General features: G+C 59.6%; 23 protein-coding genes. 8 read left to right on the plus strand and 15 right to left on the minus strand.

The annotated features are described in order from the left end of the window. Positions 1–36 precede the first annotated feature (36 nt). The 7 genes from EN874_RS07175 to EN874_RS07200 all read right to left on the minus strand — a co-directional run bounded on the left by EN874_RS07175 (position 37) and on the right by EN874_RS07200 (position 6,331). Positions 37–993, minus strand: coding sequence for a DUF2950 domain-containing protein (locus EN874_RS07175; RefSeq protein ID WP_127426038.1), 957 nt, complete (start codon positions 991–993; stop codon positions 37–39). 32 nt (positions 994–1,025) lie between these two features. Then, positions 1,026–2,342 (minus strand): DUF3300 domain-containing protein, encoded by a 1,317-nt coding sequence (locus EN874_RS07180; protein ID WP_245513521.1) that lies wholly within the window; start codon positions 2,340–2,342, stop codon positions 1,026–1,028. A gap of 518 nt (positions 2,343–2,860) precedes the next feature. Next, the gene (locus tag EN874_RS07185; RefSeq protein WP_127426036.1) at positions 2,861–4,093 is read right to left on the minus strand and encodes a biotin/lipoyl-binding protein; all 1,233 of its coding nucleotides are present in this window, start codon (positions 4,091–4,093) and stop codon (positions 2,861–2,863) included. After that, the gene (locus EN874_RS07190) at positions 4,086–4,526 is read right to left on the minus strand and encodes a hypothetical protein (RefSeq protein WP_245513498.1); all 441 of its coding nucleotides are present in this window, start codon (positions 4,524–4,526) and stop codon (positions 4,086–4,088) included. The genes EN874_RS07185 and EN874_RS07190 overlap by 8 nt, the downstream gene beginning before the upstream one ends. Before the next feature lie 251 nt (positions 4,527–4,777). After that, positions 4,778–4,981, minus strand: coding sequence for an ion channel (locus tag EN874_RS34285; RefSeq protein ID WP_245513499.1), 204 nt, complete (start codon positions 4,979–4,981; stop codon positions 4,778–4,780). A 16-nt stretch (positions 4,982–4,997) separates the two neighbouring features. Then, positions 4,998–5,234, minus strand: coding sequence for a hypothetical protein (locus EN874_RS34290; protein ID WP_245513500.1), 237 nt, complete (start codon positions 5,232–5,234; stop codon positions 4,998–5,000). Beyond that, entirely contained in the window at positions 5,231–6,331 is a 1,101-nt protein-coding gene (locus tag EN874_RS07200; RefSeq protein WP_127426035.1) for an AI-2E family transporter, read from the minus strand. The genes EN874_RS34290 and EN874_RS07200 overlap by 4 nt, the downstream gene beginning before the upstream one ends. Before the next feature lie 415 nt (positions 6,332–6,746). On the opposite strand from EN874_RS07200, the gene EN874_RS07205 reads away from it, so the two are divergent. Further along, positions 6,747–8,390, plus strand: coding sequence for a SulP family inorganic anion transporter (locus EN874_RS07205; protein WP_281061402.1), 1,644 nt, complete (start codon positions 6,747–6,749; stop codon positions 8,388–8,390). 173 nt (positions 8,391–8,563) lie between these two features. Then, entirely contained in the window at positions 8,564–9,385 is an 822-nt protein-coding gene (ppk2, locus tag EN874_RS07210) for a polyphosphate kinase 2 (protein WP_127426034.1), read from the plus strand. Between the two features lie 30 nt (positions 9,386–9,415). Here ppk2 and EN874_RS07215 read toward each other — a convergent pair whose 3' ends face one another. The 4 genes from EN874_RS07215 to EN874_RS07230 form a co-directional block, all read right to left on the minus strand. After that, entirely contained in the window at positions 9,416–9,880 is a 465-nt protein-coding gene (locus EN874_RS07215) for a histidine kinase (RefSeq protein WP_127426033.1), read from the minus strand. Between the two features lie 238 nt (positions 9,881–10,118). Beyond that, positions 10,119–10,559, minus strand: coding sequence for a BA14K family protein (locus tag EN874_RS07220; RefSeq protein ID WP_127426032.1), 441 nt, complete (start codon positions 10,557–10,559; stop codon positions 10,119–10,121). A 197-nt stretch (positions 10,560–10,756) separates the two neighbouring features. Next, on the minus strand, positions 10,757–11,284 hold the full coding sequence (locus tag EN874_RS07225; protein ID WP_127426031.1) for a hypothetical protein: 528 nt from the start codon (positions 11,282–11,284) through the stop codon (positions 10,757–10,759). A gap of 155 nt (positions 11,285–11,439) precedes the next feature. Further along, positions 11,440–11,748, minus strand: a complete 309-nt coding sequence (locus EN874_RS07230) for a hypothetical protein (RefSeq protein ID WP_127426030.1) — start codon at positions 11,746–11,748, stop codon at positions 11,440–11,442. 63 nt (positions 11,749–11,811) lie between these two features. Here EN874_RS07230 and EN874_RS07235 point away from each other — a divergent pair, with 63 nt between their 5' ends. The 6 genes from EN874_RS07235 to EN874_RS07260 all read left to right on the plus strand — a co-directional run bounded on the left by EN874_RS07235 (position 11,812) and on the right by EN874_RS07260 (position 21,086). Continuing rightward, positions 11,812–13,587, plus strand: coding sequence for a hypothetical protein (locus EN874_RS07235; RefSeq protein WP_245513503.1), 1,776 nt, complete (start codon positions 11,812–11,814; stop codon positions 13,585–13,587). A gap of 1,727 nt (positions 13,588–15,314) precedes the next feature. Next, positions 15,315–16,676 carry an LLM class flavin-dependent oxidoreductase gene (locus EN874_RS07240; RefSeq protein ID WP_127426166.1) on the plus strand — a complete coding sequence of 454 codons (1,362 nt, stop codon included), beginning with the start codon at positions 15,315–15,317 and terminating at the stop codon, positions 16,674–16,676. 23 nt (positions 16,677–16,699) lie between these two features. Further along, on the plus strand, positions 16,700–17,701 hold the full coding sequence (locus EN874_RS07245; protein ID WP_245513504.1) for a flavin reductase: 1,002 nt from the start codon (positions 16,700–16,702) through the stop codon (positions 17,699–17,701). Beyond that, positions 17,701–19,305: a GMC family oxidoreductase N-terminal domain-containing protein gene (locus tag EN874_RS07250; protein WP_127426029.1), complete on the plus strand. Its 1,605-nt coding sequence runs from the start codon at positions 17,701–17,703 to the stop codon at positions 19,303–19,305. Before EN874_RS07245 ends, EN874_RS07250 begins: the two co-directional genes overlap by 1 nt. A 27-nt stretch (positions 19,306–19,332) precedes the next feature. Next, positions 19,333–20,403, plus strand: coding sequence for a GlxA family transcriptional regulator (locus EN874_RS07255; RefSeq protein WP_245513505.1), 1,071 nt, complete (start codon positions 19,333–19,335; stop codon positions 20,401–20,403). A 158-nt stretch (positions 20,404–20,561) separates the two neighbouring features. Then, positions 20,562–21,086 (plus strand): NAD(P)H-dependent oxidoreductase, encoded by a 525-nt coding sequence (locus tag EN874_RS07260; RefSeq protein ID WP_127426027.1) that lies wholly within the window; start codon positions 20,562–20,564, stop codon positions 21,084–21,086. A gap of 24 nt (positions 21,087–21,110) precedes the next feature. Here the strand turns inward: EN874_RS07260 and EN874_RS07265 are convergent, their stop codons facing one another. The 4 genes from EN874_RS07265 to EN874_RS07280 all read right to left on the minus strand — a co-directional run bounded on the left by EN874_RS07265 (position 21,111) and on the right by EN874_RS07280 (position 25,746). After that, entirely contained in the window at positions 21,111–22,541 is a 1,431-nt protein-coding gene (locus EN874_RS07265) for an aldehyde dehydrogenase family protein (RefSeq protein ID WP_127426026.1), read from the minus strand. Next, positions 22,538–23,614 (minus strand): ATP-binding cassette domain-containing protein, encoded by a 1,077-nt coding sequence (locus tag EN874_RS07270; protein ID WP_127426025.1) that lies wholly within the window; start codon positions 23,612–23,614, stop codon positions 22,538–22,540. Before EN874_RS07270 ends, EN874_RS07265 begins: the two co-directional genes overlap by 4 nt. Continuing rightward, positions 23,611–24,660, minus strand: a complete 1,050-nt coding sequence (locus tag EN874_RS07275; protein WP_127426024.1) for an ABC transporter permease subunit — start codon at positions 24,658–24,660, stop codon at positions 23,611–23,613. Before EN874_RS07275 ends, EN874_RS07270 begins: the two co-directional genes overlap by 4 nt. 114 nt (positions 24,661–24,774) lie before the next feature. Next, complete coding sequence (locus EN874_RS07280; protein ID WP_126087278.1) at positions 24,775–25,746, minus strand: ABC transporter substrate-binding protein; 972 nt, start codon at positions 25,744–25,746, stop codon at positions 24,775–24,777. Positions 25,747–25,764 lie beyond the last annotated feature (18 nt).

Here is a 25,764-nt window from a genome sequence, read left to right on the forward strand (position 1 = left end):
TGGTATTGGCGATAGCATCACCTTTTCCGAACCAGGCTAGTCACCGGTCACCTGCCATTTGTCATCGGGATTGAACAGCGTTATCCGTCCGGCCGCGGCCTCGGTGTTTGGGCCCAGATCGGCCTCGTAGACGATATCTTGCTGATTGACCACAAAGGTTTTGACGCCCGTTTCGGCGTATTTCACAGGCCAGGCCACAAGTGCGAAACCGGCGATCATGTTGCCGTTGATGATATAGTTGTAGGCGCCACCGGCGATGTTTTTGCCTTGGCCGGTCAGGATGCGGAAGCGATAACCAAAATAGCCATTGCCCTTCTTCGCCTTGTCGAGAGCAGCCTGGATGATGAAGTCGCCTGCCGGACTGACGCCATTGGTCTCATTGGACGGCCAATACAGCCCGTCGGCCTTGCCGTCGCTGCTGATCAGCTTCTGGGCGTACTCCAGCACGCCATCGCCATCGCGATCTTCGGCGGCATAATCGCGCTGAGCGTCCACATAGGCGCGGACCGTTTCGATTGCCGTGAGCTCATTTTCGCCGACGCGCCGGTTGATGATCTCTTCGATGCCAGCACGGGTATCGAACGCCCATTTGCCGTCTTTACCCTTCGTGATTGGGAATGGCAGGGGCCATAGCTCGTCGCCAATGTCGAGTTCCTTGCGGTCGCCAAGATCGTGCACAGTCACCGACTTCCCAGCGCCTTGCCGGATCTGCGCGTAGGTATCCATCACGCCTTCGCTTGTCCGCAGCTTCGCGCCATTCAGCCCAAGCAATGCCGCCAGTCCATCGAAATCGTCCTTCGCCATGACCGATTTGAACGCTTCAACTGCCGCTGAGGGATCATCGAAAAGCGGGGGATGGTTCTTGGCCACGTAGTCCGTGAGGCTGCGCACGTCTTGCGCGCTGGCAAGATTTGTGGAACCCGCGCAAATGCTCAAGATCACTCCGGCACCGAGCAGCGAACGTAGAACAAGACCCCGGACGGACGTTTTCATGTCAGTTTTCCTCTCGCCAAAGTTCTTAGTTCCTAACGCCTGCGCCCGCGCCCGCCACCGCCTCGCCCGCCGCTGGGCCTGACCACCCTGTGTCCGCCGCCGCTGGGCCTGGCCATACTGCGTCCGCCGCCATGAGATACGCCTGCCCTGCTCTGCGCACCTCGGTTGGAGGAAACCTTCTGCCTTTTCCCGGAGCCATAGTCGCCAAGCCCGGAAGGCTTCTTCGGCCTGTTGTCCACCCTCGTTGCCGGTTTCGGCTTGCCAGCCGGGCGATTCCCTGCGGCAGGGCGGTTGTCATTTCGCGCCGAAGCAGTCGGCCTGTTTTGGGCTGACTTTGCTGCAGGATTCTGGCCAGGCTTGGCCTTCAAACCTTCTTTGATTTCGCGTTGGCGGACGTCCTTCACCTTGCCGGAGTTTCTGGCAAGCGCACTCGCGCGGTCCTTTTGGAGATTAGACGCCTTGTTGCGCATATTGTTGCGATCGTCGGCTTTGACCCGGTCGCCGATGTTCGTCTTGTCGATTTTGGCGAGCTGGGACCTGTCGAAGTTCAATTTCGAACGGTCAACGTTCTTCCAGTCGACGTCGTTGAAATTGAACTTGCCGTTTCTGTTGTTGAAGCAATTGTTGCAGTCGATATCGATATCGTTGCCGTTCCAGCCGCCACCCCAAACACCCCAATTATTCCAATCTATTGCCGCTGCAAAGAGGGCGCCAGTCGCGAAGGCCGCGAAATAGGTTGCGGTCGGATAGTAGTAGCTAGGGTAGGGATCGGGGTAGTACGAGATCGGGGCAACCGGATAGCCCGTGGTATAGAGCATTTCCGGCTCATACCGTGGAACATAGATCTTGTCGGGAGTAGCGGACGTGATGACGACGTTGTTGTTCTCCTCGACAACCTTGATCTTGTCATCCGTCTTGATCACGCCTTTGGCGACAGCCTTGTCGCGCAACTGCTGAATTGCGACCAGCACGTCCTTCTGCTGATACGTCAGTGCGCCGCCAAGCGTCTGGGTCCATTCCAGATCGTCACCCATCATCTTGACGATGTCGGGATAGTTGAGCAGCGAGATGACGCTGCCGTCCCAGCTTTCCTTCGGTTTCAGGCTTTTGTTCTTGGCGACCTGATCCAAGAACCGGCTCGCCTCCACGATCTGCAATGGATACAGCGACGCCTCGGAAATCACTGCGACAAGCTCGTCGGGGTAGAGCGCAATTCGCGCTACCAGGATCTCGAGTTCATCCTCGTCGAGCGGTTCGGGAGCTTGGGTTGCCGCTGTGCCATTGGTCGCAGCAGCCTGATCCTGAGCAACCGCGAAAGAGGCCGGACCGGAGCACATCAAGAACGCCATTATGGCCACAGTGCCAACAGGCCAGCATGGAAACTTGACCCCCATTGTCGTCCCTCCAAGTTGTGCCAACCTGGCTGTCAGCGATGTTATTTCGCCAAGTCCAGGGCGAATGCTGTTGCCTTAGTACAATCTTGAATCTTGTCGCATTACCCGCCGAGGGGCAACGTAAGTAACTGTATGCTACGTCCCCAACGGGACGAACGTCTCAGGACCGGCTCCGTGAACCGATAGCGCTCTGACGCGTGGCCGCAGATGAACGGCCTACATCGAACAGGCTCTATTCGGCTGCTTCGGCTGAGCAGCGCCTCCCTCACTGCAAAGCTGATGCGATGCGAGCGACGATTTCGCCTTACGACCCGACCTCGCCAGAATGTGCCGACTTGTCGCGAGTTCCTGAGCGGCCACAGCAGATTCGACCCACTGCGGACTATCCGCCTAATGCATGTCGCCCAGAAGTGTGCGCGGTTCTGGGCGACATGCATTAGCAGCGCGCCGCCGACGCGCTAGTCGAGAATCCTTCAGTGCCCACCCAGCACGAGCGTCTGGACCGGCAGCAACAGTGCCTGAATTCGAAGGATCATGGCATGCACAACCGCTACAGTGTCCACCACATGCAGGAACACCCAATTAAGCGTGCTGATGTCCTTTGCCGCGAGCGCGTCGTGGTTGTTTGTGTATGCGTTGGCAATGCAGCTGCTGCCCGGCGGCAGGCCGTCGAGCTCCCCCGGGTAGAGTGGCTCGAGGTAGACGGTGAGCGTCCCACCCTTGGCAAGCTGTTGAACATCGACAAGCTGATCTGTCGGTCGGATCTGTCCGGCAGCGATGACGTCCTGTACCTGGGTCACGACCATGGGAAGGATCGTAAATGGCTTGCCGACGCATGTGGCCTCGGCAATCATCCCCTCTTTCATCACCTGCGCCTCGATCTGACCAAAGCCGGCAATCAAGGCTACACGCCCGGCTTCTTCCGGGACTAGGATGCCAGCGGGTCGCACCATTTGGTTTACCACGTCGCCGGGCCGAAGTGTGAACTGCTGGACGGTCCCAGCAACGCCGGCGCGAACCAGGGTTTTATCCAACTCGACCTGCGCCTGCGCAAGCGCCGCCTCCGCACTGGCTTTCTGTGCCGGCAGCAGCGAGGCTATTTTCGTCTCGAGGGTCCGCTTGCTTGCGATGGCCGCGTCAACGGCACCTTTGCGGCCATCGACTGCGTTTTGCAGCCGCTCGATCTCACGAACCGAAACGACGTTTGCATTCTTTGCCATCAGCTGCTGCTTGGTTTCCAGTTCGTCCAGGGCCTGCTGGTAGGCGCCCTGAGCCTGCTGGATGAGCCCATCCGCTGCCGCCAATTCCGTTTGCGCTACCGCGGCTTCGGCGTCGGTTTCGGCTATCTGGCGCTGCGCCGTCTCTCGCGCGGCTTCCTGCTGGGAACTGTCAAGGCGAAAGAGTGGGTCGCCGGCTTTGACCTTTGCATTTACACCGACGAACACCTCGGCAACACGGCCGGTCGTCTCGGGAAGGATGGTAACGGTACGGAATACCGCCGAGACGTCTTTCGTCGAAGGATGATAATAAAAAATGAGGGTAATCAGCGAAATGGTCAGCAGCAAGCAGGCCGTGATGCCCCAGCGCAGCTCGTACCACATCGTGTAGAGGGTAATCTCGCGCCCGATACGCTTGCCTTGCACATAACGGCGGAAAAGATAGTCCGGAAGGATCGTCAACAACGAACAGAGAGTTAGCTCAAGCATGACTGATACTCCCGGCCCCAGCGTCGGTTTTCTGCTCAGGTCCAGCTTGCGCTGTTGCCTGCTCCTGCGCCCGCTCCTCGGCGTCGGGATCGCGTCCGGACAGTTTCTCGAGCGACAGTGCAATTGAAGAGACCGGCGATCCGAAATCCGGCAGGTCGATCAACGCCAGCAACAAACCTGCGATCCAGAAAATATGGTTGTGGGTGAAAAGCGAGATCAATCCAAGAACTGCCACAATCTCCATTTGCACTTTTTTACCCCGATGCGCCAAGTGCTCCGGAAGTGCATGGAGTTGGAAGTAGAGATTGCCGACGATCAGGACCATCGCCAAAATGACGACGATCATCACATTAAACAGCCAATCAGTGTGGCCGGGAGCAGTAATGAAGATTGGCAAATGCTCAATCGCCGCAGGATGTGTCGTGTCCGCCATTCCGTCCCCCTTTAAGGATCTCAACTACCCCGCCTGGTCCAGTATCAGGCACCATCCTCTACAGCCTACCGCACCGATCCGGCAGCGGAACGTAAGTTACGTGGAGGGCAGGGTATTTTCGGGCTCACAAGGCGTTCGAAGGACGTCGGATTTGTCCCGGGATAGCTCACGCGGCTATCCGATAGTCAGCAGGGCCTACTCGATCTCGCCAATGGCTCGGCCGCTGTGGAGCGCCCTCGACGTGGAGGGTTTCACTCCGCATCCTGCGGGCGGGTCAGAAGCGCCGCGGTCCACTTACCGGTGACGTGCTGAACAGCGGCGATGAAGAGGGCCGTGGTAACCCCGAACATCATCAGCCCATTGGCGGCCTGGAGCGGCGCAAGCAGCCGCATGCGGCCGACGAGAACCACGTCGCCATAGCCAAGCGAGGTGAAGGTGACACCCGAAAAATACATCGCCGTTTCAAAATCCTCAAAGGCACCAAGCGATCTGTAGGAGCACCGCCCAGAACGCGATCTGGACGATGTTACCGATCATGAGCACGATCATCAGTATCGAGAATTGCAGGAAGATCGACCGCCACGGCCTTGCGCCCAGAGGTTGTTTGGAGGCCTTGGCTATGTAGCGCGCGGCGAGGACCGATGCCAGAGCCTGGAACGCAAGGCATACCGACATCGCCAGCAAGCCGAGCACAACAACCGTAATCACGGCGCCGGACCCTCGATTTGTGGCCTGCCCGGAGGCTGGCGCAGCCATTCATTGAGCAGCACATAGCCGACGGCCAGCACCACCGGGCCGACGAACAGGCCGAGCAGGCCGTCGACCAGCATGCCGCCGATGACACCGATCAGGATTACCGGCATCGGCGCTTCCAGTCCGCGGCCGAGCATCAAAGGCTTGAGGATATTGTCGCTGAGTCCGGCGAAAAGGGTCCAGACCGCAAAGATGATCGCCGACGTGGTTGCTTCCGTCGCAAAGACATAGGCCATGACCGGCAGGGTCAGCAGCAGCGCCGGCACCTGCACAATGGCCAGCAAAAGCGTCACCAGCGTCAAAAGTCCGGCTGCCGGAAGGCCAATGGCGAAGAAGCCGACCCCGAGGAGCAGCGCCTGGATCGTTGCCACGCCGACCACGCCCACTGCCACGCCGCGGATCGTGGCGGCTGTCAGCGTAACTAGCATTGCCCCACGCGCCGTGCTGCCGGTGACACGTTCCAACAGGCGGCTGGCGAATTCCGCGGCACTCGTGCCGTAGGCGATGAGCACCGCGGCGATCGCGAACGAAAGGACAAACGATAGTTCACCGACGGCCAGGCCGCCGGCGAACGACATCAGCGACGCCGCAGGCCCGCTCAACATTTGGCCGTATTTGGCAAGCGCCGCCGGCGTGTTGGTGGCGACGAGCGCCCAGGTCTCCGTCAGTTTCTGGCCGACCATCGGAAGATCGGCGAGCCATGGCGGCGGCGGCGGTACGGTCAGACCGTGGTTCTGCCAACTCCAGACGAGCGAAAATATGGAAGACCCAAGCGAGGTCACTACCGTGACCATCGGCACCAGGATCATCGCAACGCTGACCAGCCCGATCAGCAGCGCCGACCACCGATTGCCTAACCGGGCGGCCAGGCGATGGTGCAGCGGGTTCAGCATCACCGCCAGGATCACCGACCAGAGCAGGATGCCGGCAAACGGAAATATGATCCGGCCGCAGGCGTATAGCAGCAAGGCCAAAAGTCCGAGTCTAAGTGCAGCATCGACCAGGGCCGAACGCCGATGCGCGGGGTCGGAGGTAGGTGCATTCGCGGGCATTATCTATGCCTCGTTGCCCGGTCAAACATTGTTGCCAACTCCCGTCGTCGGAGCGATCGCCGAAGAACCCCGAAACGGCACAACCGGCGCGCCGCCGCCGCCTTTTTGTCTGCCAGCCGACGAGTTCCGTCCCGTTGTTTGGTTCGTATTGTCCCCGAGACTACCGGACCGAACCGGTAGCGGAACGTAAGTTACGTGGAGGGCAGGTAATTTTCCGACTGCAAGACCGTTCGAAAGAGGTCGAATTGTCCTCAGGATGGCCAAGAAAGGCTCGCCTCGTCAATGACGACCGAACCGACTTTGCTGAAGTAGGATACAGTTAGTTACCTTCCTTGCCGAGGAGTTGCGCGCTAGGACCAGAATCCATAATTGACATCAAGAAGGTCGCTCGACCAATGAGCGCTGGCAAAGCGGCGTGAAAAAGCCCTCGCTTGTTCCAATCCAACGCCTCGACGTGGTCGCAGGTCTGACGGCCGCGGCCGTCGTCCTGCCCAAGGCGATGGCCTACGCGACGGTCGCGGGGCTGCCGGTGAGCATCGGGCTTTACACGGCCTTCGTGCCGATGATCGTCTACGCGCTGCTTGGCACATCGCGCGTGCTAAGCGTAAGCTCGACGACCACCCTTGCAATCCTAGTCGGGACGCAGCTCGGGCTCGCGGTTCCGGACGGTGATCCAGGCAAGCTGATCACGGCGACTGCGACGCTCACCGCGCTGACCGGAGCCCTGCTGATCGGGGCCTCCGTGCTTCGCCTCGGGTTCGTCGCCAATTTCATTTCGTCTCCCGTTCTGACCGGCTTCAAGGCCGGTATCGGCCTTGTGATCGTGCTCGATCAGGTGCCGAAGCTGCTTGGCTTGCACATTGCGAAGGAAGGCTTCCTCCGCGACATTCTGAGTGTGGCGCACCATTTGTCCAACACGTCGGTGCTCACTCTGGCCATCGCCATCGCGGCGATAGTCGCGCTGTTGGTGATGGAGCGGCTCTGGCCCCATTCGCCAGCTCCCCTGGTCGTAGTGAGTGCCGGGATCGTGCTTTCGTGGTTCCTTGGTTTGGATACCTTGGGCGTTGCCACCGTGGGGTTCATTCCACAGTCGCTCCCGTCGATCACCCTGCCCGGTCTCAGCCTTGTCCAACAACTCTTGCCCGGCGCTCTCGGCATCGCATTGATGAGCTTCACCGAAACGATCGCCGCCGGCCGAGCCTTTGTTGCCCCGGTGGACCCACCCATCAATCCCGACCGCGAGCTTCTTGCAACTGGGGCCGCCAACCTCGCAGGTGCCTTGTTCGGCGCCATGTCGGCGGGGGGTGGTACTTCGCAGACCGCCGTGGTCCGCTCGGTCGGAGGACGCACGCAGATGGCGTCGCTCGTCACGGCCGCCGTCGCAGCAGCCACCATGCTGTTGCTCGCTCCGCTGCTCAGCCTGTTGCCCCAGGCTGTGCTGGCGGCAATCGTGATCGTCTACTCGATCGGACTAATTCAGCCGACCGAGTTCATGTCCATCCGCCGGGTTCGGCGAATGGAGTTTCGATGGGCGCTGGCGGCCTTCCTTGGCGTGCTTGCCTTCGGCACGCTGCAGGGCATCGTCGTGGCGATCGTTCTGTCGCTGGTAGGCTTGGCCAGTCAGTCAGCCAACCCAAATGTCTACGTGATCGGCCGCAATCGGGGGACCGACGTAATCCGTCCGTTGTCACCCGAGCACCCGGACGATGAGACATTCGAGGGCTTGCTTATCCTGCGGCCGGAGGGACGGCTCTTCTTCGCCAATGCCCAACGGGTCGCCGATCGAATCCAGGCCCTGGTCGCCGAGCATAAGCCGCGTGTCCTCGCGCTCGACATGAGCCGGGTCTTCGACATCGAGTATTCAGCCCTCCAGATGTTGATGGAGGGTGAACGCCGCTTAACCGCGCAAGGCATGACATGTTGGATAGTAGGGCTGAACCCCAGCGTATTCGCATATATCCGGGCCTCAGGCTTCGCCAATCGGCTGGGCCCCGAGCGCCTATTTTCCGGGGCGCGGGAAGCCATTCAGCAGTATACGACGCGTTTCAACCAAGACTAATTGGGAACCCATTGGCGCTTGTGTCAGCCGTCGGTCGCGGTGCCGAGTTACTTCCAGAAGGGGCGGATCTCATCCACGTTTTGCGCCAGCCCAGCCGAATTCTGCGCCCGCCTGGCCCGCGATGACTGTTCAAGGAATTTGCACCGTGTGAGTTGTGTTGAAGGGAGGAACCCATGGGTAAGAAGAAGAACAAGTCGGCCGTCGTATCTGAGCATGTGGAGAAATCGGGAGGGAAAAAGTATTCGAAAGAACTCGCCCGGTTGCATGTTGAGCTTGCCCACCTTCAGGCTTGGGTAAAGAAGACCGGCGCCCGCATCGCGATCGTGTTCGAGGGCCGTGATGCCGCCGGGAAGGGGGGGGTGATCAAGCGCCTGACCGAGCGGGTCAGCCCACGGGTGTTCCGGGTCGTCGCATTGCCGGCGCCGACCGATCGGGAGAAGACCCAACTCTATATGCAGCGCTACTTCGCGCACTTTCCTGCGGCAGGCGAGATCGTGATATTCGACCGCTCCTGGTATAACCGTCCCGGCGTCGAACGCGTCATGGGTTTCTGCACCGACAAGCAGGCGCGGCGCTTTCTCGAACAGGTACCGACTTTTGAGGCGGCCGTCGTAGAAGGCGGCATCACGTTGCTCAAATACTTCCTCGATGTGAGCGAGGAAGAGCAGGAACGGCGTTTCCAGCAGCGTGCCGACGACGCCCTTCGACAGTGGAAACTGAGCCCGATGGATGTTGAGTCATACAACCGTTGGTGGGACTATACCCGCGCCTACAACGAAATGATCCGTGCAACAGACACAAAGCATGCGCCCTGGTGGATCGTGCCGTCGAACGACAAGAAGAGCGCGCGCATCAACTGCATTTCGCACATTCTGAGCTCAATCCCCTATGAGCGCGTCGAGTTCGAAAAACCAAACTTCAGTAAACGCCAGAAGCGACCCGACGACTTCGTGGACGATGCGACTCCGCGCAACGTGGTGCCGGACGTGTTCTGAAAGAGCAGCGCGTAGAACCAGCGCCGGTTCCTATTTGGTTTCCGGCGCCCAGCTAAGGAAAAAGCCGATGTCACCGGGCACTCCGCCTGGGAAGTTAATGACCATGGCCTTGAGCCTGTAACCTTGCGGCTTCGCAATCTCAAGGTAGCGTTGATAGAATTGCTTGGCTTTACCCTGGAGGGTCTCGGTCCATTGCGGATCAGAGCTGTTTATGGCTCGACCACTGTCAGTGCACAGGTCCGAGGGGAAACTATATACTAGTGCCTCATACTTACCATTCTTGACAGCGTTCATCACCAGGCGGCGGACCATTGCGATTTCATCGTCGTTCACTTGGTCCTTCAGGAAACTGTTTGTAAACTTCGTGAGTTCCTCATTTTCTCTCGCTCGCAGTTTTTCCTGCTTGTCTGCCTCTGCCATCTGCTCCTGCAGGAGAGCCATTCGCAGTTGCTCAGCACTTGGCGGGACCGCACTTGTGTCTATGTCTTTGGCCATTTTGCTCCTCCACCTAAACCATCCGAGAATTGAACACCAAAGCAAATCGACGTCTTGCCAATCTGGTTCGTTGGGCTCAACTCATCGCTGCCAGCCGCACGTTTTAAGGGATAGGTCGCCGCGGCAAGAAGTCTTGTCTTCGCAGTCCAGCTATCGTTTCATAGTGGCATCTGGGCACATCAAGGTCAAATTGGCGACAGGCGGCAAACTGTGCCGCGACAGGCCGCGCAACGCCACGCTAATAACAATTGCCGGAATCCGCTTCCCTGGGCGAGCATGGGCGATAGGACCTGTTTGAGTAATACCCATTGCCATAATAGCGGTCGGCGTAATACCGGTCGTGGTAATACGGATCGACATAATACCGATCGCCGTAATACGGATCTCCGTAGTAGTCATCGCCTCGGTAATACCCGCCATAGTAGCCGTTGTCGTTGGCGAGCACGCTGCCGAGCAGCGCTCCGGCGACAAATGCACCCCCAGTCGCCCAGAAGTCGTCGTGCTGGTGATATCCCCGATAGTGGCGGTAGCCCCTGTGCCAGCCATCCCGAATTTGGATGACATCAGACTGCGCGCTTTGCACCTTGGGCACGAAGATCGGGGCGGCATCAACCGGAAAAGTGCTCGCTAGTGCAAAGGTTGCGACCAGGAAGGTCGCTATGCCTGACAGCAATCTCATGATCGCGTCCTCGCTGGTGGCAATGTTTACCGTAGGCGAAGCGTGTCATTAACTGGATGAAACGTCGCCGATCCAAAATTGTTCCAGACACTGGGATCCGTCACCACGCAGAGCGGGTGAAGCGCCAACCCTAAATTCGCCTATCCCCGAAGCGATGCTTGCTGCGGCCAGTGGCGGAGATATTGCCCGGCGGGCGGTCAGTGCTTGAGGCATTTGCGGCCCACTGCCATTGCCTTGAAAGTCCCCTTCAGGTCGATGACGAAGGTCCCCTTGGTTTCCGGAAACACGGTCATTTTGTATTTCTTCGCCACGTCGCGCTTAAAGTTCGGGTCGTCGGTCAAGATATAGCCGCCTGAATATCCGCCCTTGAGTTCGCCGCTCGTGCTCGTGGCCACACCCTTGTAGAGATGGCCGTCCAAGGAGACGAAGATGTCCGACTTGGTCCCGTTCTGAAGGCCGATATCCACCTTGGTGAACACGCCAAGATACCCGACTTCCTGATTTGCGGTAACGCCCATTTGCACCGCGCTTGGTCCATCTTGGCGCACGATCAAACAATCTCCGCGGGTTTGGTTCGCATAGACCGTCCAGCCCTCGACGTCCTTCCCGTATCGGACAAGCACATCGCTGGCCTTAGGAAGGGGATTTTCTGTTTGCGCGTAGGCCGCCGTCGCAGACGAAAGTGCCACTGATGTTGCCGCGATGAGTGTCATGAAGTTTCGCATGGTATTGTCTTCCCTTTGTTCGCCGTTCTTTGTTCATGAATGTTCGTTTTTGTGGATCGTCACAGCAGCGCTCAACCCAGGGCGTTGCTCGGAGGTCATTTCACCAGTTCGATTTCCCCGGCCGCCAGTTCTTTCGGCCCGGCACTCATGGCTGTTCACCGTGGCGGCCAAGGGTTGATACCCGATTTCCGGGCGGCGTCGGCGTTCAGCACTGCTGCTCCTACCTCTCCGACCAACCGATCCACCAGTTCCTGCCATTCGGCTCGTCTGGTCTCGCGCAATGCCGGCGGAGCCTCGTCGACCTTCGAAAGCGCAAACTCTGCATCCGCGAGTTCCTCGCAGATGTCGCGAAAGCTCTCGCTTCGGTCCATGAGCCGATGGATCGTCAATTCAAACTGGGGGAATCGGCGCATTGCCGCCGAGACCGCTCTATGTCTGTCAGACGATCCGTCTTTTGTTGCCATGACACCAGTTCATCGACCTCACGCAATCGTATTGCAAAGAACTGGCCGCAGAAGGTAAGTTACGTGGACAAGCATGTAACCGCGCGACAACAAAAACTGCGGTGCACGGGATCAGGCGAGGGTAAGGTGATCCAGGCGGAAACGTCCGCGCTGAGGGAGCATGAGATCCCTATAGAGGCTTGTCGCGCCCAACTTGCCCTTATCCTCGACAGTGCGGGCTTCGATGCCACCGGCCGCGAGCGCCGCTTCCTCAGCCATGTGGTGGAAGAAGCATTGTCGGGGCGAGGCGACCGGATCAAGGCCTATTCAATCGCCGTCCAAGTGTTTGGACGTGGCGAGGCGTTCGACCCGCAGACGGATCCGATCGTCCGCATCGAGGCCGGCCACCTCAGGCGTGCGCTCGAGCGATACTATCTGACAGCCGGACATACAGACCCAATCCTGATCACGATTCCAAAGGGTGGTTATGTTCCTATCTTCTCGCTTCGGTCGCCGCCTTTGTTGGCGCAACCGCAGCCGCCCATAGTTTCTCAATCAATCACCCACTCTCCGGTCCGATGGATTGCGTTCCTGCTGCCGGCGATGCTTGCAACCATTCTCGCGGCTGGAGCGTCGGTACTGGCATGGTCGTGGGGGTCTGTCAGGTCAAGCGCGCCAGAAACGCCCCACGTGCTTGTTGAGCCGTTTGACGATCTGACCGGCAACGCCGCGGCGGCAGCCATTGCGAGCGGATTGAAGCAGGAAATTGTCAGCCAACTTTCGAAGTTCAAGGATATTGTGGTCATGGAGTCGGCGCCTAAGGATGGCGATACGTCGACCGCGCCACCACGCTTTGTCCTTGCCGGAAGCGTCAACCTGTCGGTCGATACCTTTCTGCTTCGGGTGAGGTTGATCAACCGAGCCAACGGTTCGGTTCTGTGGGCAGACAGCTATGATGGCCGGATGAAAGTCGCGGAACTTGTCGAAGCCCAGGCGGACATTGCGCGGAATGTGTCGACGAGCTTGGCTCAAGCCTATGGTGTCATCTTCCAGGCGGATGCCAATCTCCATGTCGACAATCCGCCCGACGATTGGGTGGCATATTCGTGCACCTTGTCCTTCTATGCATATCGCGTCGACCTCAGCCCACAAACCCGTGCATCCGTACGTACGTGCCTCGAGAAGGCCGTGGGGCGCTTCCCGAATTACGCCACCGCCTGGGGTCTTCTTTCGCTTATCTACATCGACGACTACCGCTTCGAATTTCCAAACGACCCCAAATTGTCCGCCGCCGCGCTCGAGCGCGCCTTGGCAGCCGCAAGACAGGCGGTGGAAGTCGATCCTCTCAATGTAAGAGGGCTTCAGGGAGAAATGCTTGCACTCTATTTCAGCAAGGAAATCAAACTGGCATTGGAAGTGGGCAAACGGGGTTTGGCCATCAATCCCAACGACACCGAATTCATGGGCGAATACGGTCAGCGCCTGGCTGTCTCCGGAAATTGGCACGACGGCTGCGCATTGATTACGGAGGCGCGTCAAAAAAATCCGAGTTCGTTGGGCTACTATGAGGTGGATCTGGCTCTTTGCTCCTATTTCAACGGCGATTATTCGCAGGCGGTTATGTGGATCAAGAAATCGCCGGTCCGATTGAACCCGATCTATCATATTGTTGCGGCTGCCATTCTGAGCGAAGGGGGCTACAGGGTCGAGGCTGATCGCGAGCGTGCCTGGCTGGAGCAAAATCAACCGGCTTGGGCGAAGAACATGCGTCAGGTGGTGTCGATGCGGCTGGCCCGTTCGCAAGACGTCGAAATTTTCATCCGTTCGCTGAGGAAAGCCGGCTTCAACGTGGCGGACTGAGATGAGAAGGCCTGTACGCGCCGCAAGAAGGTCGAGATGCTGTTCGCTCATCTCAAGCGCATTCTCCGGCTCGGTTCGAACGCATACTGCACGGAGTGGTGACGTTGATTATCGTCGTCATGGTCATGATCATCGCCGAGAAGGTAATCGTCCGGTTCATCAGATGGATCCGTTGAAAGCTTGCGCAAGTTTGATCCCACGTAGGAGGTACCGTTTCTCCTAGCGGGACGCCCGGCGCGGTCCTTTGGCCTGGGTATGCGCAGGACACGCTTACGAAAGTCGGCGTGCGCGACCCGCGCCTTCCTGACCACGTCAGGGCGGTGGCCTGAGAGCAGCATGAACAAGTGGAACTCCCGCTGGACAGGGTTCTTCACTGCTGCCAGTTGGCTGAACCATTCCTCGAGATCCGAAAGCCCAGCGCCGTGTTGCGCCGATGTTCGGCATTCCAATCAATGGCTGAGACCGGGTTGTCTGCTGGGAGCGTGCGAGCGGCTTTGCGAGCATGATTGTAGACGGCGCGCAGCGTTCGCATGCACCCATTGGCGATATAGCGCCGTTCTCTTTCGTGAGTTTCTCATGCAGCACAAGTCACAAGGGAAGGATCATTACCCAGCTTGGGGAGTGGCTCGTCGAGCCAATCGGCCAATAGCCGCTCGATGTGATCGCGATAGTTGTCGATCGTCCCATGCTTCGGCCTTTGTTCTTCATATGCCCGTCACGGAAGCGTCCCAGGCAATGCGCATCGTGGGGTTCGCAATCGGCGGCAGATCAACCACCGCGGTATCGCCGCCCGGCTTACGAGTGGGCGAGCGAGGGTCAGCGCCGCTGGCGATCATGCCGAGAATGTCCTACGCCTTCGCACGCGCCGCGCGCGCCGTGAGTTCTCCAACTTCGGCAACCTTCATTCGGACGGAAAGCCGCTGCCCCGCCTTCCTTCGCTCACCTCTGGACAACGAATGTTTTGCGCCGTTTGCCCACAAGCACCATGAAGCCCGGCAGATCGGTGTCGCGGCTGGAGGCTTGAGATGGCTCGGTCGGTGAGGGAGAGCCGAAGGTCTTTCATGAAATTAGTACGGCATTAGTACGGCGATTGCGCGATGTTCGATCCGACCCGATCTGTCGGTTTGTCTACGCTATCATAGCCGCGCAGTGCGAAAACAACAACAACTTGAATATGTTAGAACCAGCGCAATCTTACAACGACCGGCATCGGGAAATAACAGGAAAGGCCGTCTGACAAATTCCTAATCTGTAGGTCACAGGTTCGATTCCTGTCGGGATCACCATAGTTTTCAATGGTTGGCTCGGAAATCGCCGTACTATTTTTGCCCAAAAAGTACGGCAAATTTTGCAGACCTTCAAACTTTGGGCCATGAGCGACCTCCCTTATAGCTGTCGGTGAACGGTGAAATGGGACCGAAGGCGGTCTGTCGGTCTTCCGTAGTGATATGTCGAAAGGCGACATTTCAGGCGGGCAGGATGGACGCCGCAAGGCGCGACCTCTTGTTCTGGCGCCCAATTGACTTTGTGCATGGTCGCCAAATTTGGCCTCAGGATTTTCCACATCTGCGCATCGCTGGCGTAAGCTCCGCTTAACAACAACGGCAGTTTTTTCGGCGTTTACAATGTCCGGCCGAAGTCGGACGTTGCCCTCAACAAGAGCATGTCTCGCGGTCGTGCGGTCGCCGAATCGCCGCCGCAACGCATGCCAACGGAGGGTTTTCCTTATGGGCAAGAAGCAGATGAAGCTGGGGCTTTCCATGCGCTACATGGGTTACCACGTGGGGGCATGGCGGCATCCGGATACCGTCAAGGGCGGAAATTCTATGCTTCAGTCCTTCCTCGGCGTCGCTCAGACGGCGGAGCGTGCCAAGTTCGACATGCTGTTCCTCGCGGACGGAATTGGTGTACGGCTGGACGACAAGCCGAAAGGCTCACTTTGCCGCTCGCATCACAACGTCGAGCTGGAGCCGCTGACGCTGCTTTCGGCGTTGGCTGCGCTTACGCGAAACATCGGCCTCGTCGCCACGGCGTCAACCACGTACAACGAGCCCTTCCACATTGCGCGCAAGTACGGGTCGCTGGACCAGATCAGCGGTGGCCGGGCGGCATGGAATGTCGTGACCTCCTGGTCGGATCAGGAGGCCTGGAACTTTTCGATGAGCAAGCAGCTCGATTACGACACTCGCTATGAGCGGGCCGCGGAATTCGTCGATGTCGTTACCGGTCTCTGGGATAGTTGGGACGAGGATGCATTTGTCATCGACAAGGAGTCCGGCATCTTTTTCGACGACCGCAAGATGCATGTTCTCGATCATGTCGGAAAGCATTTCTCCGTCCGCGGACCGCTCAGCGTCCGGCGTTCGCCCCAGGGTCGGCCGATCCTCGTGCAGGCAGGCGTATCGGAGCCAGGGCAGCAGATCGCGGCCGAGTATTGTGATATGGTCTTCATGGCCAAGAACGACCTGAAATCCGCCCAAGACTATTATTCGTCGGTCAAGAATCGGCTCGATGGCTTCGGCAGGCAGAAGACGGATCTCCTGATGATGCTCGGCCTGACACCCATCGTCGGCCGCACCCGCGAGGAGGCGCAGGAAAAGTATGAAGAACTGGAATCGCTGATCGATCCGGTCGTCGGCCTGCAGCTGCTCTATCGGTCGTTCGGCGACCTCTCGCACTTGCCGCTTGATGGTCCGGTGCCGAAACCGGATCTCGACAAGGTCGGCCTCAAGAGCAGCGCGCAGATGTATTACGAACTGGCCCAGAAGCAGAACCTGACCATCCGCCAGCTTTATAAAAAGCTTGGCATGGCGCAGGAACACAAGACGGTTGTCGGCACCGCGAAGGACGTGGCCGACGAGATGGAAAGCTGGTTCGAGGCCGGTGCTGCGGACGGCTTCAACATCACGCCGACGCACCTGCCGCAGGGCATTGATGATTTTGTCGAACTGGTTTTGCCGGAACTGCGCCGGCGCGGCCTGTTCCGCGACGAATATGAGGGCCGCACGCTGCGCGAGAACCTCGGACTACCGTTGCCAAAGAGCCGCTACGACGCTGATGCTTCAGCAGTTGCGCGTCTCGCCAGCTGATCACGATCGAACGAGTCCACGACATGCAGGCGAACGTCAGTCGAGAACCCACGATGTCCGAAAGTGCTACTCGTCTACCGATTGAGTCGGCCGATCCCGCGGAGGACAGCAGGCTGTTTCGCAGATGCCTCGGTCTCTACGGAACAGGTATTGCCATCATCACAATGGAGAACGCTGGTCAGCGGGCGGCGGTTACGGTGAACTCCTTCGCGTCCGTTTCACTCGATCCGCCTCTTGTGCTCTGGTCGATCAGCCACACGTCCCGCAGCTATCCGCTGTTCAAGGCTGGCGGTCCGTTCGCCGTGAATATCCTCGCCTCCACCCAGATGGGGGTATCGCGGCACTTTTCCAGCAAGATCGAGGACAAGTTTGCAGATGCGGACTGGAGTCCGGGCCAGCATGGCTCACCGCTGCTTCATGGCTGCCTCGCTCACTTCGAGTGCGAGACCTACGCGCAGGTGGAAGGTGGCGACCACACCGTCCTAATAGGGCTGGTACGCCGGGCCAGCCGGTTCGAGGGGGAGCCGCTCCTGTTCGCGCAGGGCCAATACTCGGTCGCCTACGCCCATCCGGAGGTATCTGCAGCGCCCGAAGTCAGTGGTCCCAAGCCTGAAATGCCTTCGCAGGCAGGGATTATCCCGCAGATTTTCGAGGCGCATCATCTGCTGTCGGCGGTGTTCGACGAGCACAGGCACGCGGAAGGCCTTGATATCCCGGTGGCCCGCGTCATCGCCTGCGTGTATGACATTCCAGGCCTGAAGGCGGAACAAGTGGCTCGCGTCACCTATCTCGGACAGCGCGACACAGAGGACGCCCTCGCGACGCTTGCCGAGCGCGGGATGCTTGTGAGCGGCACGGCTGGAGAACTGACCCTCACCGAGGCCGGAAAGCGCCTGCGCGAAGCGATCCAGACCCGCTGGCGGAACTTCCAGCGAGACCAGATGGCGGGCATACCGGAGGCGGACCTTCGCACCACGCAGAAGACGCTGTCCAAGCTTATTTCGCAGAACCGGGCCCCAAACTGATGAGTTGGGACTATATTATCGTTGGCGCGGGTTCTGCCGGTTGCGTGCTCGCCAACCGCCTGAGCGCCGATCCATCGACGAAGGTTCTGCTGCTCGAAGCGGGTGGCAGCGACAAGAAGTTCAACATCATGATGCCGTCGCTGGCCTTCAAGGCGATGGCCGACAAGCGCACTAACTGGAAATTCATGGCCGAGCCGGATCCGACGCGGAATAACCGTCGGGATATGGTCCCGCGTGGCAAGGTTCTCGGAGGCTCCAGTTCGATCAATGCGATGTTCTACGTGCGTGGCAATCGCGGCGACTATGACCATTGGGCGCAACTCGGCAACAGGGGCTGGTCCTACGACGATATTCTGCCCTACTTCAAGAAGCTCGAGGGCAACCGCGACGGCGTCACAGATATCTACGGCAAGGACGGGCCGATCGTCGTCAGTGTCGTGCGCAGGCCGCCGAAACTGGCCCAGGTATTCATCGAGGCCATGCAGGAACTCGGTTATCCGCATAACCCCAGTTATAACGCGGAACCGACCGAGGGCGTGGCCTTGAGCCACGTAACCCAGCATATGGGGACGCGCTTCAGCGCCGCGAGGGGCTATCTCGACCCCATCAAGTCACGGCCAAACCTCAAGATCATCACCGGCGCCGTCGCGCGAAAGGTCATCTTTGAAGGACGGCGCGCGGCCGGTGTAGAATTGGAAATAGAGGGCAGGACCCGGACGGAGCATTGCTCCGGCGAAGTGATCATCGCTGCCAGCGCCATAAACTCTCCAAAACTGCTCATGCTGTCAGGCATCGGTCCGGCCGAGCAGCTTGAGGCACATGGCATCCCGGTGTTGCAAGACAGCCCAGGCGTCGGCCGCAATCTTCAGGAGCATGCCAGTACCCAGGTAAAGGCCTATGTCAACGTGAAGACGCCGAACCAGGAGTTCAATCTCTTGGGCATCCTGAAGTATGGAGCGCAATTCCTGCTTAGCCGCTCGGGTTATGCGACCTACACCTATACCGGCATGGGAATGGTGCGCACGCGGCCCGATCTCGAGTATCCGGACATCCAGTACCATTTCGGTGCCTTCTCCGCGAACTACACTGACGAAGGCATCGAGATGCAGAAGGAGGCTGCGATCAACCTCCAGCCCAATGTCAACGCTTCACGCAGTCGCGGCTATCTCGAACTTCGCTCAGCCGATCCGAATGAACAACCGAAGATTCAGCTGAACCTTCTGAGCGATCGCTACGACATCGAAACACTGATGGCGGGCGGCAGGATTGCACGCGCGGCGCTGCAAACGAGGGCTTTCGCCCCCTATGTCACGGGCGAGATGAAGCCCGGCAAGGACGTCCAGACGGACGACGAATGGATCGCCTATATGCGCGAGAACGCGAGCGGCAGCTACCATCCGTGCGGCACCTGCAAGATGGGCATCGATCCCATGGCCGTCGTGACACCGGATCTCAAGGTCATCGGCGTGGAGGGCCTGCGCGTGGTCGATTCCTCCATCATCCCGCAGATACCGAGCTGCAATCTCAATGCCATCAGCATGGCGATCGGAGAGAAGGGCGCCGATCTGATCCTTCAGAAACAAGCCGCCTACGCCACGGCATGATTTGACGGGTGATTGGGGTGCGGAAGCATGACCGCCGCTACAGTTTCGAGTGATCCGACAATGACCAAAGAGCCCGTGTCAAAGACCTTCGTTTTCTACATCGTGCCCGAATTCACCATGCTTGCGTTTACGTCCGCCATCGAAGCGTTGCGTTTGGCGAATGCGGTCATGGGGGAAGACGTCTATCGATGGCGGATCGTCAGCGTGGATGGTGGCCCCGTGCGATCCAGTTGCGGACTGTCGGTCCCACCCGATCGCTCCGTTGCCGCAGAGCGCTCGAGCCCACGAGCGGAGCGGCCGAATATGATCGTGGTCTGCACGGGCTGGCACGTCGAGCGTGCGGTGGACAAATCTGTCGCGGGATGGCTGCGCCAAAGCCGGAATTTCGGCATCTCCGTCGCGGGAATCTGCACGGGCGCCCACATCCTCGCGGATGCGGGAATGTTGGCTGGGAGGCGTTGCGTCATCCACTGGGAGAACTTTCCAATCTTCAGAGAGACGTTTCCGTCCGTCATTGTCGGCGGCGGCCTCATCGAAAGCGACGACGACATCCATACCTGCGTTGGCGGGACGGCCTCCTTCGACATGATGCTCCACTTCATTGAAAAGGACTGCGGCCGGCGGGTGGCGTTGGCGATTTGCGAACAGGCAATTGTCGACCGTATAAGAGAGCCGTTTGAACGGCAGCCCAGTCCGTTGAGAACATTGGGCAGCGTCAACCCGCTTGTGCTGGCGGCCGTTCAGTTCATGGAAGACAATATCGCGGATCAGACGGATATCGCGGCGGTGGCGAGGCACATCAGCCTTTCCCGCAGGCAGATGGAGCGTCTTTTCTCCAGGGAGCTCGCGACATCTCCCTCCCGCTACTTTCTCGAGCTTCGGCTGGATCGAGCACGGCTGATGCTCCTGCAATCGAGCATGGCCATCATCGACGTGGCCGTAGCGTGCGGCTTTGTCTCGGGGTCCCATTTCGCCAAGTGCTACAAAGCATTCCATGGCGTCTCCCCGCAGCAGATGCGAATGCTGCGTCCACGAAGTGCCTACGTCCCTTCTCTCGGACGGGCTGGATCGCGCGCATCCTTGAGACGCATGGTATGACTGAACACGCGTCGGCCGCTTCATTGCCGCGGAGCGCACCGATCTACCTGGCGGCAATAGAGCCGCAATGATCGTGTCTGCGCGGCTGACGTCGATCGCGTCGTCACCGCGACCGATTTGTGACGCACGCGAACATCGCTGAAAAGGAGGCGGGCTCCATGGCAACCATAGTCGGCATCAGCGGCAATTTCAGCCGTCCCTCGAAGACCCGCAGCCTGGTGGAGACGATCGTCGACATGGCCGCGAGAGAACTGAATTGGAATTCCCAAGTCTTCGATCTGGTCGATGCCGGACCTTCGCTAGGCGCCACCTTCGGCAGGAAACAGGCCCTGCCCGAGATCGACGAAATTTGGACGGCTATCGAAACATGCGATGCGCTCGTGGTCGGCTCACCCGTGTACAAGGCATCCTACACAGGTCTGCTGAAGCATCTGTTCGACGTGCTGGACATGAACGCGCTTCGCGGGCGCCCGGTCCTGGTCGCCGCGACCGCCAAGGCACCGAGCCACGAATTGATGATCGACCACCAGTTTCGACCGCTGCTTGCCTTCTTTCGGGCGAACGTGGTGGCCGGGTCCGTTTATGCCCTGGACCACGATTTCGGGCCGGAGAACGAACCGACGGCGGGACTGCGTCAGCGGATCGCGACGGCCGTGGGAACGCTTGTCGCCGCGGTGCGCTGAGCTGGATTGCTGGAGTCGGTTGGCTCAGCCTTCGTGAAGTCCGCCGATCGCCTTGACCTCGAGGAATGCCTCGAAACCGAATTCCCCGCATTCGCGGCCGTTGCCCGACTGCTTGAAGCCTCCGAACGGCGCGGACGCATCCCAGGCCGGGTGATTGATCATCACCTGTCCTGCGCGAAGCTTCGAGGCGACGCGCTTGGCCGCGCCGAGGTCCTTCGACTGCAGATAAGCGGCGAGGCCATAGGGAGTGTCGTTGGTGATCTCGATCGCCTCATCCACGCTGTCATAGGGGATGAGGCTGACGACCGGGCCGAACATCTCCTCCCGAGCCACCGTCATATCGGCCGTGACACGACCGAACACGGTCGGCTTCACGAAAAATCCCCGATTCAGCGACGACGGCCTGCCAGGCCCGCCGGTGACGAGGGTTGCACCTTCCTGGACCGCGGATTCGATCAGAGAATTCACGCGCTCGAACTGCCGCTCGTTCATCACCGGGCCGAGCGTGGTGGCTTCGTCATTCACGTCGCCGATAATCACGGATTCGGCCGTCTGTTTGGCGATCCCGATCGCCTCCTCGTGCAGTTGCCGAGGCACAAGCATCCGTGTCGGCGCAGTGCATGACTGGCCCGCGTTGCGGTAAGCGCCGAGAACTCCCCTGGTTACGGCCGGCTCCACGTCGACATCCGGCATCAGGATGTTGGCTGAGTTCCCGCCGAGTTCCTGGTGGACACGCTTGACGGTGTCGGCGGCGTTTTTCGCCGCTTGAACGCCCGCACGAGTGGACCCGGTGAATGATACCATGTCGACATCAGGATGGCTCGAGAGCGCTTCGCCGACCGTTGGTCCGTCACCGTTGATCAGATTGAAGACGCCCGGCGGCACGCCGGCATCGTGGAGGACTTCGGCGAACAGCATCGGGCTGATCGGTGCATACTCGCTGGGCTTCAGTACGATCGTGCACCCGCTCGCCAGCGCCGGCATGACTTTCGTGACGATCTGGAGCACCGGGAAGTTCCACGGCGTGATGAGGGCGCAGACGCCGACCGGTTCAAACGCCAACATAGTCCGGCCGGCCAGCCGCTCGAATTCGTAGTGTTCGAGAATGCGGATGGTGTCGGCGATGTGCGCCCTCGACCCGGCGATCTGGGCCTGCCGCGCGAATGTGATCGGCGCGCCCATCTCGAGCGTCGTCAGTCGCGCAAGCTCCTCGGCACGCTCATCGAACAGCGCAAGCACGCGCCGAAGCATCTCCAGGCGCTCCTCGCGCGTCGAATGACCATAAGTGCCGAAGGCTATCCGGGCGGCCACGACCGCGGTATTCACGTCCTGCGCGGTGCCCATTGCGATACTCCCGGCCGGTTCCTCCGTCGCCGGGTTGATGACGGCCCTCTGTGGCCTGTCCCGCGCCGGAACGAAGCGGCCGTCGATGTAGAAGTGGTCGAGATGTTTCAAGATGTCCGTGCCTCTTTGATTGCCATTGCGGGCGCCGGCGGCACGGCATGCCGGGGGACCAATGCCGCGAAGACGTCCTGCATTTTTATCAACCCGGCCGGAACGCCCGCCCTTACGACGACAAAGGTGCGGGTGAGATCGCCTTGCGAACGCGCCATCACCGTTTCGAGATTGTCGTCCACATCGACCTGCCCCGACGTGCCGGACTCGACGATGATGCCCGGCACCATGACGGACTCGGCGCGGAGCACGCGTGCGCGATTTATGTCGTTCACGAACTTCTCGATGTAGGCGTCGGCCGGATTGAGGATGATGCTCTGCGGCTCGCCCTGCTGGACGACCACGCCATCCTTCAGGATCACCAGGTGATCCGCGATCCGGAGCGCTTCATCCAGGTCATGGGTGATGAAGACGATCGTCTTCGAAAGCTCTTCCTGAAGTTCGAGCAGAAGGCTCTGCATGTCCGTCCGCATCAGCGGATCAAGCGCCGAAAACGCCTCGTCCATCAGCATGACATCGGAGTTGGAGGCCAGCGCTCTCGCGATGCCCACGCGCTGCTGCATGCCGCCGGAGAGCTGGTGCGGATAGTGGTTCTCGAACCCCTTGAGACCGAGCCGCTCCAGCCATCTGATCGCGTTGTCACGAGCATCCGCTTCGCTGTCGCCTCTGACGCGTTGTGCCATCTCTACGTTCTGGAGCACGCGCATATGCGGCATCAGGGCGAAGCTCTGGAACACCATCGACATCCGAAACCGGCGCAGCTCCCGGAGCGCCGCACCGGCGAGGCCCGCCACATTGACGCCGTCGAGGAGGATTTCGCCGGCTGTGGGCCTGATGAGACCGTTCAGATGGCGGATCAACGTCGACTTTCCCGAACCCGAAAGGCCCATGATCACGGTGATGTCACCGCTGCGCATGTCGACGTTAATGTCCTGGAGCCCGATGACATGGTTGTGCTTGCCCAGCAGCTCGGCCTTGCTCATACCGCCCTGGACCTTGGGCACCATCGACCGCGGGTCGGGGCCAAAGATCTTGTACAGGTTCCGGATGGAAATCTTCGGTTGCTCGGTCAACGGCTTTCTCCGCGTGGCTGGAGCGTTCCGTTGACGCGCGCCATCGAGGCCTTGCTCACCCTGTCGAAATTGATGGCCAGGAGCACGATGCCGAGGCCCGCGACCAATCCGACGCCTAGTTCGAGGTTGTTGATGCCGCGCAGGACGAGGACGCCCAGTCCCGGAGCCGACACCAGAGATGCGATGACGACCATCGAAAGCGCCATCATGATCGTTTGATTGACACCCGCCATTATGCTGGGAAGCGCGAGCGGCATCTCCACCCTCGCCAGCTTCTGCCAGCGGTCCATGCCAAAGGCATCCGCGGCTTCGCCGACATTGCCGTCGACCATACGGATGCCGAGGTTCGTAAGCCGGATTACCGGAACGACGGCATAAAGAATGATCGCAATCCCGTAGAGCTTCGACTCGGTGACCGAGAAGAGGAAGATCAGGGGGATGAGGTAAACGAAGGACGGAAGCGTCTGCAGCATATCGAGGACAGGCAGCGAGAGTCTCTCGAACCGGTTGCTCTTCGCCATGAGTATGCCGATCGGTATGCCAATCAGGATGCAGATGAACGTACAGGTGAAGACGATTGCCATCGTCTGTAGCGCGTAATGAAGATGGTCGATGAAGCCAAACAGCAACAAAGTCGCGGCGACCAGGACCAGGATGGACCAGGACCGGGACACGAAATAAACGAGCAGCAGAAGCGCGATCACCAGCGCCCACCACGGGACGACTTCGACCACCCTGAGCGAGAAATCCAGAAGCCATGACAGCGGCTGCGTCAGCGGATCGAGCACCGTCTTCAACGTCACCCGCACGTGGAGGAAGCTGTTCTCGATGCCGGCGGTGAAGTCCCTGGTGCGCGGCACCGCGCGACAGGCATCATGCAGCGCGTCGAGCGATGGGAACGGAACGCTCTCGGTGGCTTGCCCGCCCGCATTGGCTTCCTTGCTCTTCTTGAGCAATTCGGCCATGCTCATCGGACCCGTGGAGTCCGAGGCATCGCACCACCCGCGAAGTCCGAGCTGATCGAATAGTCCGGCGTAATAAGCCATGGGGCGCCTTCAGTCCGGCATCGGATCGGCGCAAAGCAACGCCATCTCGAAAGCCAGGATCCACAACAACGGCAATGGGTCCGCAGGCCGTATCTGCCCACGAACCCAACAACGTTACTTCACGATGGCGGTGACCTTCGCCTTGGCGTCGTCGGACAGCCAGTTCGGCCAGACATCCTTGTATTTCGTCAGAAAATACACGGCCGTCTCGTCGGCGGTTGCTTTCTTGTCCTCCTGCCAGGCAAGAAGCTCGTTCATGATCTGGTTGGTGAAGCTCACCTTGCTCATGAGCGCGACCAGTTCTGGGTTCTTGTCGTAGAAAGGCTTCGACATCGTGGTCAAAACCGTGGCCTTCGGCCAACCGGTCTTGCCTGGGGTCGGGCAATTGGCCGTGGCGTTGCACTTTGCCTTGTCCTTGTCGACCGGCCCCATGTCGACCTCCACCATCTTGTACTTTCCGAGAACCCCCGTGGGCGCCCAGTAGTAGCCAAACCATGGCTCCTTCGCCGTATAGGCCGCCGCTATCGAGGCCGCCAGCGTCTCGCCGGAACCATGGTTGAAAACCTCGATCCCGTGTTTCTCGATTTCGAAGGCCTTGATCAGGTTGTCATTCGAGGTGCGGCAGCCCCAGCCGACTGGGCAATTGTTGAACTTGCCGCCTACGAGCTTTGGGTTGGCCAGGATGCCGTCGAGCGTCTTCAGTTCGGGATGGGCTTCGGCGAGATAATCTGGAATCAGCCACGCATCGACGCCACCGTCGGAGAGAACGTCGCCGACCTTGACGATCTTGCCCTCCTTCTCGAGCTTGTAATAGATATCCGCGACGCCTGGCCAGACTTCGGTCAGAATGTCGGGCTGTCCTGTTTCGGCAAGCGAAGTGAGCGCCGGGACCGTCGAGGTCGGCACCTTCTTCACCGTGCAGCCGTAGCCCTGCTCCATCAGGAAGCTCGACACGGCGGTGACCACGGCGGCCGAGGCCCAGTTCATTTCTGTGATCGTCACCGTGCCGCACGCGGCGCTGGCGGGCGATGCGCCTGCCAGAAAGCTCGCGCCGATCATGCCGACTGCTGCAATAAGAGATTTCATGTCATTCCCCTTTGGCGA

The sequence above is a fragment of the Mesorhizobium sp. M1D.F.Ca.ET.231.01.1.1 genome (assembly GCF_003999155.2).
GTDB lineage: Bacteria > Pseudomonadota > Alphaproteobacteria > Rhizobiales > Rhizobiaceae > Mesorhizobium.

Excerpts from the sequence above, each read along its gene's own strand:
- EN874_RS07190 (WP_245513498.1), bottom strand. The coding sequence starts at position 4,526 with ATGGCGGACACGACACATCCTGCGGCGATTGAGCATTTGCCAATCTTC.
- EN874_RS07255 (WP_245513505.1), top strand. The coding sequence starts at position 19,333 with ATGACCGCCGCTACAGTTTCGAGTGATCCGACAATGACCAAAGAGCCC.
- EN874_RS07240 (WP_127426166.1), top strand. The coding sequence starts at position 15,315 with ATGGGCAAGAAGCAGATGAAGCTGGGGCTTTCCATGCGCTACATGGGT.
- EN874_RS07245 (WP_245513504.1), top strand. The coding sequence starts at position 16,700 with ATGCAGGCGAACGTCAGTCGAGAACCCACGATGTCCGAAAGTGCTACT.
- EN874_RS07185 (WP_127426036.1), bottom strand. The coding sequence starts at position 4,093 with ATGCTTGAGCTAACTCTCTGTTCGTTGTTGACGATCCTTCCGGACTAT.
- EN874_RS07180 (WP_245513521.1), bottom strand. The coding sequence starts at position 2,342 with ATGGCGTTCTTGATGTGCTCCGGTCCGGCCTCTTTCGCGGTTGCTCAG.
- EN874_RS07250 (WP_127426029.1), top strand. The coding sequence starts at position 17,701 with ATGAGTTGGGACTATATTATCGTTGGCGCGGGTTCTGCCGGTTGCGTG.
- EN874_RS07275 (WP_127426024.1), bottom strand. The coding sequence starts at position 24,660 with ATGGCTTATTACGCCGGACTATTCGATCAGCTCGGACTTCGCGGGTGG.
- EN874_RS07220 (WP_127426032.1), bottom strand. The coding sequence starts at position 10,559 with ATGAGATTGCTGTCAGGCATAGCGACCTTCCTGGTCGCAACCTTTGCA.
- EN874_RS07230 (WP_127426030.1), bottom strand. The coding sequence starts at position 11,748 with ATGGCAACAAAAGACGGATCGTCTGACAGACATAGAGCGGTCTCGGCG.
- EN874_RS07175 (WP_127426038.1), bottom strand. The coding sequence starts at position 993 with ATGAAAACGTCCGTCCGGGGTCTTGTTCTACGTTCGCTGCTCGGTGCC.
- EN874_RS07280 (WP_126087278.1), bottom strand. The coding sequence starts at position 25,746 with ATGAAATCTCTTATTGCAGCAGTCGGCATGATCGGCGCGAGCTTTCTG.
- EN874_RS07225 (WP_127426031.1), bottom strand. The coding sequence starts at position 11,284 with ATGCGAAACTTCATGACACTCATCGCGGCAACATCAGTGGCACTTTCG.
- EN874_RS07215 (WP_127426033.1), bottom strand. The coding sequence starts at position 9,880 with ATGGCCAAAGACATAGACACAAGTGCGGTCCCGCCAAGTGCTGAGCAA.
- EN874_RS34285 (WP_245513499.1), bottom strand. The coding sequence starts at position 4,981 with ATGTATTTTTCGGGTGTCACCTTCACCTCGCTTGGCTATGGCGACGTG.
- EN874_RS07260 (WP_127426027.1), top strand. The coding sequence starts at position 20,562 with ATGGCAACCATAGTCGGCATCAGCGGCAATTTCAGCCGTCCCTCGAAG.
- ppk2 (WP_127426034.1), top strand. The coding sequence starts at position 8,564 with ATGGGTAAGAAGAAGAACAAGTCGGCCGTCGTATCTGAGCATGTGGAG.
- EN874_RS07200 (WP_127426035.1), bottom strand. The coding sequence starts at position 6,331 with ATGCCCGCGAATGCACCTACCTCCGACCCCGCGCATCGGCGTTCGGCC.